The 12,635-nt window shown below is 43.4% G+C and carries 14 protein-coding genes; 13 read left to right on the top strand and 1 reads right to left on the bottom strand.

Features of this window, described 5'->3' with window-relative positions; all coding sequences use genetic code 11:
- The first annotated feature begins 109 nt into the window (after positions 1–109).
- The gene (gene ribT / locus AC0OMU_RS08205) at positions 110–484 is read left to right on the top strand and encodes a GNAT family N-acetyltransferase RibT (RefSeq protein WP_003223910.1); all 375 of its coding nucleotides are present in this window, start codon (positions 110–112) and stop codon (positions 482–484) included.
- Between the two features lie 13 nt (positions 485–497).
- Here ribT and AC0OMU_RS08200 read toward each other — a convergent pair whose 3' ends face one another.
- Entirely contained in the window at positions 498–1,022 is a 525-nt protein-coding gene (locus tag AC0OMU_RS08200) for a DUF309 domain-containing protein (protein ID WP_047182824.1), read from the bottom strand.
- Between the two features lie 280 nt (positions 1,023–1,302).
- On the opposite strand from AC0OMU_RS08200, the gene scpA reads away from it, so the two are divergent.
- From scpA to resE, 12 genes are all read left to right on the top strand, one after another.
- The gene (scpA, locus tag AC0OMU_RS08195) at positions 1,303–2,058 is read left to right on the top strand and encodes a segregation/condensation protein A (RefSeq protein ID WP_003246108.1); all 756 of its coding nucleotides are present in this window, start codon (positions 1,303–1,305) and stop codon (positions 2,056–2,058) included.
- Positions 2,048–2,641, top strand: coding sequence for an SMC-Scp complex subunit ScpB (gene scpB, locus AC0OMU_RS08190; RefSeq protein WP_003223904.1), 594 nt, complete (start codon positions 2,048–2,050; stop codon positions 2,639–2,641). The genes scpA and scpB overlap by 11 nt, the downstream gene beginning before the upstream one ends.
- Positions 2,642–2,695: 54 nt before the next feature.
- On the top strand, positions 2,696–3,235 hold the full coding sequence (locus AC0OMU_RS08185) for a YpuI family protein (RefSeq protein WP_014477219.1): 540 nt from the start codon (positions 2,696–2,698) through the stop codon (positions 3,233–3,235).
- Positions 3,236–3,357: 122 nt separating this feature from the next.
- Positions 3,358–4,506 (top strand): D-alanyl-D-alanine carboxypeptidase DacB, encoded by a 1,149-nt coding sequence (dacB, locus tag AC0OMU_RS08180; protein ID WP_014480157.1) that lies wholly within the window; start codon positions 3,358–3,360, stop codon positions 4,504–4,506.
- Entirely contained in the window at positions 4,494–5,084 is a 591-nt protein-coding gene (gene spmA / locus AC0OMU_RS08175) for a spore maturation protein SpmA (RefSeq protein ID WP_004398980.1), read from the top strand. The genes dacB and spmA overlap by 13 nt, the downstream gene beginning before the upstream one ends.
- A gap of 4 nt (positions 5,085–5,088) precedes the next feature.
- Complete coding sequence (gene spmB / locus AC0OMU_RS08170; protein WP_003223896.1) at positions 5,089–5,625, top strand: spore maturation protein SpmB; 537 nt, start codon at positions 5,089–5,091, stop codon at positions 5,623–5,625.
- 91 nt (positions 5,626–5,716) lie between these two features.
- On the top strand, positions 5,717–6,451 hold the full coding sequence (gene rluB / locus AC0OMU_RS08165; RefSeq protein WP_004398815.1) for a 23S rRNA pseudouridine(2605) synthase RluB: 735 nt from the start codon (positions 5,717–5,719) through the stop codon (positions 6,449–6,451).
- Between the two features lie 94 nt (positions 6,452–6,545).
- On the top strand, positions 6,546–7,085 hold the full coding sequence (resA, locus tag AC0OMU_RS08160; protein WP_003230513.1) for a thiol-disulfide oxidoreductase ResA: 540 nt from the start codon (positions 6,546–6,548) through the stop codon (positions 7,083–7,085).
- On the top strand, positions 7,082–8,710 hold the full coding sequence (gene resB / locus AC0OMU_RS08155; protein WP_014477216.1) for a cytochrome c biogenesis protein ResB: 1,629 nt from the start codon (positions 7,082–7,084) through the stop codon (positions 8,708–8,710). Before resA ends, resB begins: the two co-directional genes overlap by 4 nt.
- Before the next feature lie 19 nt (positions 8,711–8,729).
- The gene (gene resC, locus AC0OMU_RS08150) at positions 8,730–9,905 is read left to right on the top strand and encodes a cytochrome c biogenesis protein ResC (RefSeq protein ID WP_047182822.1); all 1,176 of its coding nucleotides are present in this window, start codon (positions 8,730–8,732) and stop codon (positions 9,903–9,905) included.
- An 80-nt stretch (positions 9,906–9,985) separates the two neighbouring features.
- Positions 9,986–10,708, top strand: a complete 723-nt coding sequence (resD, locus tag AC0OMU_RS08145) for a DNA-binding response regulator ResD (RefSeq protein WP_003246107.1) — start codon at positions 9,986–9,988, stop codon at positions 10,706–10,708.
- The gene (gene resE / locus AC0OMU_RS08140) at positions 10,705–12,474 is read left to right on the top strand and encodes a sensor histidine kinase ResE (RefSeq protein WP_322839685.1); all 1,770 of its coding nucleotides are present in this window, start codon (positions 10,705–10,707) and stop codon (positions 12,472–12,474) included. The genes resD and resE overlap by 4 nt, the downstream gene beginning before the upstream one ends.
- Positions 12,475–12,635: the final 161 nt, after the last annotated feature.

The raw sequence follows: 12,635 nt of genomic DNA, 5'->3' as shown, positions 1-12,635 counted from the left end.
GCTGAAAACAGTTTAAAAATATGGCGAAAATGATATAATGTGAGAAAACGGATCACCTATTCGTATCCGTTAATAGCAGACTGGACATTTTGGATATAGAGGGGTTTTTATGTTAATTCGTTATAAAAAATCGTTTGAAAAGATTGCGATGGGGCTTCTTTCGTTTATGCCGAATGAAAAAGACCTTAAGCAGCTTCAGCAGACAATTAAGGACTACGAAACGGATACAGACCGCCAGCTCTTTCTTTGGAAAGAGGACGAGGATATCGTCGGAGCAATCGGAGTCGAAAAAAAGGATTCTGAGGTTGAGATCCGGCATATCAGTGTGAATCCTTCTCATCGCCATCAAGGAATCGGAAAACAGATGATGGATGCTTTAAAGCATTTATTCAAAACGCAAGTACTGGTTCCAAATGAATTAACGCAGAGCTTTTTCGAACGTTGTCAAGGTCAGCAGGATCAAGACATTTCATACAATAATTAAGCAGAGGCTGTGATCAGTCTCTGCTTTTTTTTCTGCGTTCTATTTCTTTTTCACGTTCACGGATGACGTCAGTCCGATCCCGTAAACGGTGTTTGTCGATAAGAAATATGTTGCTGAGTGCACTGGGCTGCCCCCATGTATACTTTTTTTTCCTGCATTCGATCCTGCATGCTTCCTCCAGTTTTTCATCTTTGATTGGCAGCATAATGCTTTTATAGGCAGAGCCCGTTTCGATTTGTTCGTAAACCGATTGCATAAGTTCGAGCAAACGGCCATGATCGAGCCCTAAGTCTTCGACTGCCCGGTGTTCTGCTTGAAGAATCCGGATGCTGTTCGCCATCAGTCTTTTTGCCCCAGCTGTATTCTGTCTTCTGTGATGATATAAAGCAACTGCAAGCTGAATAAAGCCCACCCAATAGCGTTTTCGTTTCTTTGGCGGATCTTCCTTCCAAAATTCTTCTAATATTTCATGGCATTCAAAATAATCCCGTGTCGCGTGAAACTCAACGAGATAATCTATATAAGCTTTCGGATACAAGGTGTTTCCTCCTTTAATGTGCTTTTAGTGTACCATAGAAGGGATAAAAGGAAAAAAGAACGCTCGGCCTCTATTGCTTCTTAGAAAGGAAAACCAGAAGCTAAGGCTTTTTCTCCCGCTTCTGCGCTCCGAGCAAACACCTCTCGTGTTTTGAATATTCTGTACCAACTTGTTCAAAACAGGAAATGAAATAGTATTGGACGAGAGCTTTTTGGTGGCTTATACTATAGGGTAGCCAGTTTTTCCGGCAATGAGAGTGATACTTGAAAATGGTGAGAAGATGGAAGAATATCAAGTGAAAATTGATACGTTTGAGGGCCCATTGGACCTGCTGCTTCATTTAATCAATCGTCTTGAAATTGACATATATGATATACCTGTGGCGAAGATCACTGAACAATATTTATTATATGTACATACGATGCGTGTGCTTGAGCTCGATATTGCCAGCGAGTATTTGGTTATGGCTGCCACGCTGCTCAGCATTAAAAGCAGAATGCTGCTCCCGAAGCAAGAGGAGGAGCTTTTTGAAGATGAATTACTTGAAGAAGAAGATCCGCGGGAGGAACTGATTGAAAAGCTGATTGAGTATCGAAAATATAAAGATGCGGCGAAGGATTTAAAAGAACGGGAAGAAGAAAGACAAAAATCGTTCACGAAACCGCCGAGTGATTTGAGTGAATATGCAAAAGAAGTAAAACAGTCTGAGCAAAAGCTCTCTGTCACGGTCTATGATATGATCGGAGCTTTTCAAAAAGTGCTGAAACGCAAAAAAATTAACAGGCCGATGGAAACAACAATTACAAGACAGGACATACCAATCGAAGCCAGAATGAACGAAATCGTGCACAGCTTGAAATCTAGAGGAACGAGAATCAACTTTATGGATCTGTTTCCATATGAGCAAAAAGAACATTTAGTAGTGACCTTTCTAGCTGTTCTCGAGCTGATGAAAAATCAGCTGGTCCTCATTGAACAGGAGCACAATTTTTCAGATATTTACATTACGGGGAGTGAATCCATTCATGGGGCTTGATATCGTGAATTGGAAAGCTATTGTGGAAGCCCTTCTTTATGCGGCAGGCGATGAAGGGCTTACAAAAAAGCAGCTGTTAACAGTGCTTGAAATCGAAGAGCCTGAACTGAACACGATCATGGCGGATGTGGCGGACGAATACCGCGGAGATACACGAGGGATTGAACTTATTGAGTATGCAGATACGTACATGCTCTCTACCAAAAAAGACTTTGCGCCTTACTTGAAAAAACTGATTGAAGTGCCGTCAAAGGGCCTTTCTCAAGCATCTTTAGAAGTACTGGCCATTGTTTCATACAAACAGCCAATTACGAGAGCAGAAATTGAAGAAATCAGAGGAGTAAAATCAGAGCGGATTTTACACAGTCTTGTCGCGAAGGCGCTATTGTGTGAAGTAGGGCGTGCCGATGGTCCGGGGCGGGCCATTTTATACGGTACTACGCCGACTTTTCTTGAACAATTCGGTCTGAAAACGCTGGACGAGCTTCCGCCGCTGCCTGAAAATGCGGAAGAAGACGTTCTTCAAGAAGAAGCAGATTTATTTTTTGAAAACTTTAACCAAACCTTCGAAGATATAAAATAGAAGTTTAATGAATCGCGCTTTTTCATCATCATAAGATATAAGGAAGAAGCTATCATGAAAGAAGCAAAATGTGAGAGACAAAGACATGAGGGGAAGATACCAAACGAAATGGGACATTCGATTGTGCGAGCGCAGACTCAAAAAACAGGCGAATTCTTATCAATGGTTGTCAATACCGTGAACGATTACCTAAATCAAACGACGCTTGAGTCCTTACAGGCTGAATTGCCTATTGAAAAAGGATACTGCTGTGATGTGCTGAGCACTCTGAGAAGAATGGCAGTATTTTGTGAAGGAGGCGCAGAAGCGTGCCGCCGTCTCCTGATGCAGGAGCCTTTTCAGGAAGCCAGAGCGGAAAAAACACTTTATAATGTGTATCACCAATGCATTGAAGAGTTCTTTATGCCGAAAAAAGACACGTGGTGTGAAAATAGCCGGGCGTCTTATACAGGGGTCAGCGCAATTGAGTTTTATCATGCTGTTCCTGCGTCGCTTGAGCAATTATTATTGCCGTTGAGCGCTGCCTTTCTGAAAATGAGGGAAGAGCTGGCTCATTACGAAGCGTCCGGATCAAGCATGGCGCCAATCAGATAACGTTTACTCTCCCTTTTTCAGGGAGAGTTTTTTTATGTTTGCTTCCAGAAATATAATTGTTATTCATAACTGATGGACGTGCGCATAAACTTGTACAAACCACCACAAGGACGTGAGCAAACATGCGCATTTTCAAAAAAGCAGTATTCGTGATCATGATTTCTTTTCTTATTGCAACTGTAAATGTGAATACAGCACATGCTGCTATAGATGTCAGTGCAAAGAGCGCGATCATTATTGACGGTGCGTCAGGCAGAGTGTTATATGCCAAGGATGAGCATCAAAAAAGGCGGATCGCGAGCATCACAAAAATTATGACCGCCGTCCTCGCCATCGAATCCGGCAAAATGGATCAAACGGTGACGGTTTCGGCAAATGCTGTCAGAACAGAAGGCTCCGCCATTTATTTAACAGAAGGTCAAAAAGTGAAGCTAAAAGATCTTGTGTATGGCCTGATGCTAAGATCAGGAAACGATGCCGCTGTCGCGATTGCTGAGCATGTCGGTGGGAGCCTCGATGGGTTTGTTTATATGATGAATCAAAAAGCCGAGCAGCTTGGTATGAAAAACACCCGTTTTCAAAACCCGCACGGATTGGACGACCATGAAAATCATTATTCAACAGCCTATGACATGGCCATTTTAACAAAATATGCTATGAAGCTGAAAGACTATCAAAAGATTTCAGGCACAAAAATATACAAAGCGGAAACAATGGAAAGCGTATGGAAAAACAAAAATAAACTGCTGACCATGCTTTATCCGTACAGCACAGGAGGAAAAACAGGCTATACAAAACTTGCAAAACGGACACTGGTCTCTACGGCTTCAAAGGACGGCATTGACCTGATAGCCGTCACCATTAATGACCCTAATGATTGGGATGACCATATGAAGATGTTTAACTATGTGTTTGAGCATTATCAAACCTATTTAATTGCAAAAAAAGGGGATATTCCAAAGCTGAAAGGCACATTTTATGAATCGAAGGCTTTTATCAAACGTGATATCACCTATTTGCTGACCGAAGAGGAAAAAGAAGATGTGAAAATTAATACCACACTGCTCAAGCCGAAAAAAGCATGGGAAAAAGATGCCTCGAAAATCCCTGACATCGTAGGGCACATGGAGATCATGTTCAACGATGCAACCATCGCAAAAGTGCCGATCTATTATGAAAATGAGCGGCATCAAAAACCGAAGAAACAATTTTTTGAAACGTTTAAATCAATCTTTCTGAATGCGGCAGGCGGAGCAAAATGGTCAATATAATTTGGGTCAGTTTAACCGTGATCGGACTCGTTTTTGCGATGTGCAACGGAACTCTGCAAGATGTAAATGAAGCCGTGTTTAAGGGTGCGAAAGAAGCGATTACGATCTCATTTGGATTGATGAGCGTGCTTGTTTTCTGGCTTGGCTTAATGAAAATCGCCGAGCAGTCAGGGCTTTTGGATATTTTCAGCCGGATGTGCAGGCCTTTTATATCTAAACTGTTTCCTGATATACCGCCGGATCACCCGGCGATGGGCTATATTTTATCTAATCTTATGGCGAATTTCTTCGGCCTCGGAAATGCAGCAACTCCGCTTGGCATTAAAGCAATGGAACAAATGAAAAAGCTGAACGGAAACCGATCGGAAGCAAGCCGGTCGATGATTACTTTTTTAGCTGTTAATACGTCCTGCATCACACTCATCCCGACAACGGTGATCGCTGTCCGAATGGCTTATTCCTCCAAAACGCCGACAGATATCGTCGGGCCAAGCATTTTGGCAACGCTTATTTCCGGAATCGGTGCCATTATCATTGATCGGTATTTTTATTACCGCCGCAAAAAGAAGGGAAGGTGAGCGGATGGAAATCATCAACTGGCTGTCTTTAGCCATGATTCCAATCATTATTGCCGGAATTCTTCTTTATGGAACGATCAAAAAGGTTCCGACATATGAATCGTTTGTCGAAGGCGGAAAAGAGGGGATAGAAATCGCCTTTTCCATTATCCCTTATTTAGTCGGAATGCTTGTCGCTATAACTGTTTTCAGATCATCAGGCGCGCTTGATTTTATAATGGATCTTTTAAAACCGGTTTTCTCCGCTATCGGCATCCCTGCTGAAGTAGTGCCGCTTGCTCTGATCCGCCCGATCTCCGGTACGGCCGCACTCGGAATGACGACCGATTTAATTGCAGTATACGGGCCCGATTCCTTTATCGGCAGGCTGGCTTCCGTCATGCAGGGATCTACAGATACAACGCTTTACGTACTGACTGTGTATTTCGGAGCAGTCGGCATTAAAAAAATGGGTGATGCATTAAAGGTGGGACTTCTTGCAGATTTAATCGGCGTAGTTGCATCTATCATCATCGTTACGTTATTATTTGGGAGCGCCTGAAAACGGCGTTTTTTTTAGATTAGGCATAGGAATTTGAAAAAGCTTGTTTGTTAAGGTTGAAAAAAGTAAGATAATACTTGAGGTGAAAGACATGGAAAGACTGCAAAAAGTGATTGCTCATGCCGGAGTTGCGTCGCGCAGAAAGGCAGAAGAGCTGATTAAAGAAGGAAAAGTAAAGGTGAATGGCAAAGTAGTAACAGAGCTAGGTGTTAAGGTCACCGGTTCTGATCAGATTGAGGTAAACGGGTTAAAGGTTGAACGCGAAGAGCCGGTTTACTTTCTCTTATATAAACCAAGAGGCGTTATTTCCGCAGCGCAAGATGATAAAGGACGCAAAGTGGTGACGGACTTTTTTAAAAATATTCCGCAGCGCATATATCCGATTGGGCGTCTGGACTATGATACGAGCGGTCTTTTGCTTTTAACCAATGATGGCGAATTCGCCAATAAGCTGATGCACCCTAAGTATGAAATAGACAAAACATACGTGGCGAAGGTGAAAGGAATCCCGCCTAAAGAGCTGCTCAGAAAGCTGGAGCGCGGAATTAGGCTGGAAGAAGGCAAAACAGCGCCTGCTAAAGCGAAGCTGCTGTCCTTGGATAAGAAAAAGCAGACAAGCATTATTCAACTGACCATCCATGAGGGACGCAACAGACAGGTGCGCCGCATGTTTGAAGCGATCGGACATGAGGTAATCAAGCTGAAGCGTGAGGAATACGCGTTTTTAAACCTGCGTGGCCTGCACACGGGCGATGCCAGAGAGCTTACGCCTCACGAAGTAAAAAGGCTCAGAGCACTGGCAGATCACGGTAAAAACGCTTTCTAAATTTCACATAACCTTCAAAAAGTAAGAAATGTGAAATGAACGTGCAATGATATAATTGAATGGATCTGCAATAGGGGGAAGGGGGCAGTGGACAATGAAGAAAAAAAGGCGTTTATTCATTCGGACCGGCATCCTTCTCGTTTTAATCTGCGCACTCGGCTATACCATTTACAACGCTGTATTTGCCGGCAAAGAGAGTATATCCGAAGGGTCCGACGCACCGAATTTTGTCCTTGAGGATACGAATGGGAAACGTATCGAGCTCAGTGACTTAAAAGGGAAAGGTGTTTTTTTGAATTTCTGGGGTACATGGTGTGAACCGTGCAAAAAAGAATTTCCTTATATGGCAAACCAATATAAGCATTTTAAAAGCCAAGGTGTTGAAATTGTCGCTGTAAATGTTGGGGAGTCAAAGATAGCAGTACATAATTTTATGAAATCCTACGGAGTCAATTTCCCGGTTGTTCTGGATACAGATCGCCAAGTGCTTGATGCCTATGACGTATCTCCGCTTCCGACAACCTTTTTGATCAATCCGGAAGGAAAAGTTGTCAAGGTGGTGACCGGCACTATGACAGAAAGCATGATACACGATTATATGAATCTCATAAAACCCGGAGAGACTTCGGGATGAAGCAAGTCAAATGTGAATGCGGACATATAAACCCGGTCGGAACCGTTTTATGCGAATCGTGCGGAAGAGCTCTTCAGGAAACTCAACCTCCGCTCGCTGATATGAGATATGACGGAAGCGCAAGACGTTCACAAACCTATAACAAAACGATCATCGACAAAATTTGGAATTTCTTTTCCTCGGTTAAGGTGGGAATATGGCTTATCGTCATAACCCTTGCCGCATCAGCGTTCGGCACCATTTTTCCCCAGGAAGCCTATCTGCCTCCGGGCGCACAGGCTGATACTTATTACAAGGAGCAGTACGGCACGTTCGGCCAGCTTTATTATTTGCTCGGGTTTCATCATTTATATGGTTCTTGGTGGTATTTGCTGCTCATTGCCTCGATCGGCATTTCACTCGTGATTTGCAGCCTTGATCGGGTCATTCCGTTGTACAGAGCGTTAAAAAACCAAGGCGTCAGAAGGAGCCCGGCTTTTTTAAGAAGGCAGCGCTTGTTCAGTGAAACGGTTACTGTACTGAACGGGGAATCGAAAGAAAAGATAGTTGCTCTATTAAAGAAAAAACATTATAGAATCAGAGAAAAAGAGGGCAGCATTCTTGCTGAAAAAGGACGCTTTTCCCGCTGGGGCCCGTATGTCAACCATATTGGATTGATCATCTTTCTGATTGGTGCGATGCTGAGATTTGTGCCTGGCATGTACGTCGATGAGACGCTTTGGGTCAGAGAAGGCGAAACTGCAGCAATTCCGGGTACAGACGGAAAATATTATTTGAAAAACAATCAATTCAGCGTAGAGACCTATAACAGCAAAACGGAAAAAAAGGTATTTGCAGATGCCATTGACAGAGTCGGGGACGGTAGAGTGGCAAAGAACTTTCAAACCGATGCCGTACTCTACAAGAGAGAAGGAAAAATTGTTTATGGCGAGAAGCCGAAGCTGAAAAAAGTAACAGAAGAAGACATCCGTGTCAATCAGCCGCTGCGTTTTGATTCTTTTTCCGTTTACCAAGTGGATTACAAAGAGAATCAGCTTGACCAAATGGTGTTCCAGCTGATTGATAAAAAAACAAAAAAATCCTTTGGGAGCCTGAAGATCAACCTTCTGGATCCAGATTCGGTCTATGATCTTGGCAACGGTTACAAGGTGGAAATCGCCAGCTACCTGCCAGACTTCTATTTTAATCAGGACGGAGAGCCGAGCACAAAAACAAAGATCCCTAACAATCCGGCTTTTGTCTTTAATATCATAACGCCGGACAAACCGAAAGGCGAAAAGAGCTTTGTCGCCATCCAAGAAACCATCGAAGGATCAGGCAATAATAAATACAAGCTGAAATTTGACCATGTCGAAACGAAAAACATTACTGGACTTACAGTCAGAAAGGATCTGACACTCTGGGTGCTTGCTGTCGGCGGAGCCATTTTTATGATCGGTGTCATTCAAGGTATGTACTGGCAGCATCGAAGAATTTGGCTGCACTCACAGGACGGCGCAGTTATGGTAGCGGGGCATACCAATAAAAACTGGTTTGGCCTGAAGAAGGATTTAGCATTTATATTGGCTGATTCCGGACTGACTGAACCGGCGGACCAAAAAGAATTAATCAAAACACAGAAATAGGCGAAAAGGGAGTGATGTCATGGCAGAGCTGAGCGGAAATTTTCTTTATGCGGCCTTTCTTGTGTATTTAATCGCTGTCCCGATTTTCGGCGGGGCCATACGCGGGAATAAAGATAAAAAGGGCAGGCCAAACAGATGGGCCACCATTGGAATCACCCTTTCTATTGTCGGTTTTTTCTGCCACCTTGGATATTTCATCACAAGGTGGGCTGCCAGCGGCCATGCGCCGGTCAGCAATATGTTTGAATTCACCACCGCTTTTGGCATGATGCTTGTTTTGGCGTTTATCATTCTTTATTTTCTCTATAGATTGCCTTCATTAGGCCTGTTTACGCTGTCAATTGCTTTATTGCTGATTGCCTACGCCAGCATGTTTCCGACAGATATCTCGCCTTTAATTCCTTCGCTCCAAAGCAACTGGCTGTATATTCATGTAACAACGGCCGCGCTTGGGCAAGCTATACTTGCCATCAGCTTTGTCGCTGGTGTCATCTTTCTTTTGAAGCATGTAGACCAGACAAAGCCAAGCAAAAAGACCTTCTGGCTTGAAGCGATTATGTTTATCCTGGTCACAACCGTCGCCTTTATTGCAATCACATCAGCATTTCGTCTTGCAGGCTATGAAGCGGAGTTTAACTGGGTGGACAAAAGTAAAGAAAAAAGCGTGATGGTGTACGAAATGCCCGCGCTTGTCGGTCCACATCAGGGAGAGCTTTTGACCGAAGGAAGAATGGAACCGCTTGTTGATCTTCCCGCGCTTTTCTCAGGCAGAAAAGTGAACACTGTCATTTGGTCATTTGGAGCAGGTCTTGTGTTGTATGGGGCTCTCCGTCTGATCATCAGAAAAAGAATCAGCGCTCTATTACATCCGCTGGTGAAAAACGTCAATCTTGATCTGGTGGATGAGGTTGGGTACAGGGCCGTATCAATCGGATTTCCGATCTTTACACTCGGCGCGCTGATCTTTGCAATGATTTGGGCTCAGCTGGCGTGGACCAGATTTTGGGGCTGGGACCCTAAGGAAGTATGGGCGCTGATCACATTTTTGTTCTATGCCGCTTACTTGCATTTAAGACTGTCAAGAGGCTGGCACGGTGAGAAGTCAGCATGGCTGGCCGTAATCGGTTTTGCTATTATTATGTTTAATTTAATATTCGTAAATCTTGTGCTTGCCGGACTTCATTCTTATGCATAGTCCTTTGAAAGCGACACAGTTCTCAAACTTTCTCACGATTTAATAAAATGAAAGTAACAGAAGGAAAGCAGGGGGAAAACATGGACCAAACGAACGAAACAAAAATATTAGTAGTTGATGACGAAGCCAGAATTCGCCGCCTTTTAAGAATGTATCTTGAACGTGAAAATTATGCTATAGATGAAGCTGAAAATGGTGATGAAGCCATTGCCAAAGGGCTAGAAGCCAATTATGACTTAATTTTGCTTGATCTGATGATGCCGGGGACTGATGGAATTGAAGTGTGCCGGCAAATTCGCGAAAAAAAAGCGACACCCATTATCATGCTGACCGCAAAAGGAGAAGAAGCAAACCGGGTGCAGGGGTTTGAAGCGGGAACAGATGATTATATTGTTAAGCCGTTCAGCCCGAGAGAAGTCGTGCTACGTGTAAAGGCCCTTTTGAGAAGAGCATCCCAAACCTCTTATTTCAATGCCAATACACCGACGAAAAATGTGCTCGTGTTTTCACATCTGTCCATAGACCATGATGCTCACCGCGTAACAGCTGATGGAACAGAAGTGAGCCTGACGCCAAAAGAGTATGAGCTTCTATATTTCTTAGCGAAAACGCCTGACAAGGTGTATGATCGGGAAAAGCTTCTGAAAGAAGTGTGGCAATATGAGTTTTTTGGTGATTTACGGACAGTGGACACTCACGTCAAACGCTTGAGAGAGAAGCTGAACAAGGTATCTCCGGAAGCTGCGAAAAAAATTGTCACCGTATGGGGTGTAGGTTATAAATTTGAGGTCGGCGCTGAATGAAATTTTGGAAAAGCGTAGTAGGTAAGCTGTGGTTTACGATCCTTTCACTCGTCTTGATCGTATTGTTCATTTTAACGGTTCTTTTGCTGGAGTTTATTGAAAACTACCATGTGGAAGAAGCCGAGAATGATTTAACACAGCTTGCGAATAAAGTTGCTGTCATCCTAGAAAATCACGAGGACCAGGCACTGGCAAGGTCAATCACTTGGGAGCTCGCTGATAACTTAACAAGCATTGCCATCATTCAGGATGAGAAGAACCACTGGTATTCCCCGAATGATAAAAATCGCCTGTCGTCTATTACGGTTGAGCAAATACAGCATGACAAAGACTTAAATAAAGCTCTCAAAGACCATAAAAAAGTAAGCAAACGTACGGGACTGAGCGATACAGACACGGATAATGAACACCTGATTGTAGGTGTCCCGTATGAAAAAGACGGAAAGAAAGGCATGGTCTTTTTATCCCAGTCTTTGCTTGCCGTTAAAGATACAACAAAACATACGACCCGCTATATTTTTCTTGCCGCTGGAATTGCGATTGTGCTGACCACATTTTTCGCATTCTTTTTATCAAGCAGGGTCACATACCCTCTCCGCAAAATGAGAGAAGGCGCGCAGGATTTGGCGAAGGGCAAGTTCGATACAAAAATCCCGATTTTAACTCAGGATGAAATCGGTGAACTGGCGACCGCTTTTAATCAAATGGGCCGGCAGCTTAACTTTCATATCAATGCGCTCAATCAAGAAAAAGAGCAGCTTTCTAACATTTTGAGCAGTATGGCTGACGGGGTTATTACCATTAATATTGACGGTACGATTCTTGTGACCAACCCGCCGGCTGAACGTTTTCTTCAGGCTTGGTATTATGAACAGAACATGAATATTAAAGAAGGCGACAACCTTCCGCCCGAAGCAAAAGAGCTGTTTCAAAACGCTGTCAGCACTGAAAAAGAACAAATGATTGAGATGACGCTTCAAGGCAGATCATGGGTGCTTTTGATGTCGCCGCTTTATGCGGAATCGCACGTCAGAGGAGCGGTTGCCGTACTGCGTGACATGACAGAAGAACGCCGCCTTGATAAGCTGCGGGAGGACTTTATCGCAAATGTCAGTCATGAGCTGAGAACACCGATCTCCATGCTTCAGGGATACAGTGAAGCAATTGTCGATGACATTGCAAGCTCTGAAGAAGACCGGAAAGAAATTGCCCAAATCATTTATGATGAATCACTCCGAATGGGCCGCTTAGTTAATGATTTGCTTGATTTAGCCCGAATGGAATCAGGCCATACAGGCTTACATTATGAAAAAATCAATGTGAATGAGTTTTTAGAAAAGATCATTCGGAAGTTTTCCGGTGTTGCGAAAGAAAAAAATATAGCTTTACAAAATGACATTTCTCTCACAGAAGAGGAATTTATGTTTGATGAAGACAAGATGGAGCAGGTATTTACCAATTTGATTGATAACGCGCTGCGGCATACTTCAGCCGGTGGCAGTGTCTCCATTTCAGTCCATTCTGTGAAGGATGGATTGAAAATTGATATCAAAGACTCCGGGTCTGGCATACCGGAAGAAGATCTGCCATTTATCTTTGAGCGGTTTTATAAGGCAGATAAAGCGCGGACAAGGGGCAGATCAGGAACCGGGTTAGGGCTGGCTATCGTTAAAAATATCGTGGAAGCCCACAACGGATCAATCACTGTGCACAGCCGAATAGATAAAGGAACAACATTTACTTTTTATATTCCGACAAAACGGTAAAATCGAGTCTGAATTTGCCGAAGGATCTTGTTCCATAAGAAACACCCGCTGACTGAGCGGGTGTTTTTTTAATAGCCAACATTAATAAAATTTAAGGATATGTTAATATAAATTCCCTTCCAAATTCCAGTTACTCGTAATATAGTTGTAATGTAACTTTT

Source organism: Bacillus sp. FAU18, from assembly GCF_056033885.1.
The sequence above is the reverse complement of the archived record's forward strand: the minus strand, read 5'-3'. Positions and strand labels throughout refer to the sequence as shown.

Coding starts and splice junctions, on each gene's coding strand:
- resA (WP_003230513.1), top strand. CDS start 6,546: ATGAAGAAAAAAAGGCGTTTATTCATTCGGACCGGCATCCTTCTCGTT.
- scpB (WP_003223904.1), top strand. CDS start 2,048: ATGGGGCTTGATATCGTGAATTGGAAAGCTATTGTGGAAGCCCTTCTT.
- resE (WP_322839685.1), top strand. CDS start 10,705: ATGAAATTTTGGAAAAGCGTAGTAGGTAAGCTGTGGTTTACGATCCTT.
- resD (WP_003246107.1), top strand. CDS start 9,986: ATGGACCAAACGAACGAAACAAAAATATTAGTAGTTGATGACGAAGCC.
- spmA (WP_004398980.1), top strand. CDS start 4,494: ATGGTCAATATAATTTGGGTCAGTTTAACCGTGATCGGACTCGTTTTT.
- rluB (WP_004398815.1), top strand. CDS start 5,717: ATGGAAAGACTGCAAAAAGTGATTGCTCATGCCGGAGTTGCGTCGCGC.
- ribT (WP_003223910.1), top strand. CDS start 110: ATGTTAATTCGTTATAAAAAATCGTTTGAAAAGATTGCGATGGGGCTT.
- resB (WP_014477216.1), top strand. CDS start 7,082: ATGAAGCAAGTCAAATGTGAATGCGGACATATAAACCCGGTCGGAACC.
- dacB (WP_014480157.1), top strand. CDS start 3,358: ATGCGCATTTTCAAAAAAGCAGTATTCGTGATCATGATTTCTTTTCTT.
- scpA (WP_003246108.1), top strand. CDS start 1,303: ATGGAAGAATATCAAGTGAAAATTGATACGTTTGAGGGCCCATTGGAC.
- resC (WP_047182822.1), top strand. CDS start 8,730: ATGGCAGAGCTGAGCGGAAATTTTCTTTATGCGGCCTTTCTTGTGTAT.
- AC0OMU_RS08185 (WP_014477219.1), top strand. CDS start 2,696: ATGAAAGAAGCAAAATGTGAGAGACAAAGACATGAGGGGAAGATACCA.
- spmB (WP_003223896.1), top strand. CDS start 5,089: ATGGAAATCATCAACTGGCTGTCTTTAGCCATGATTCCAATCATTATT.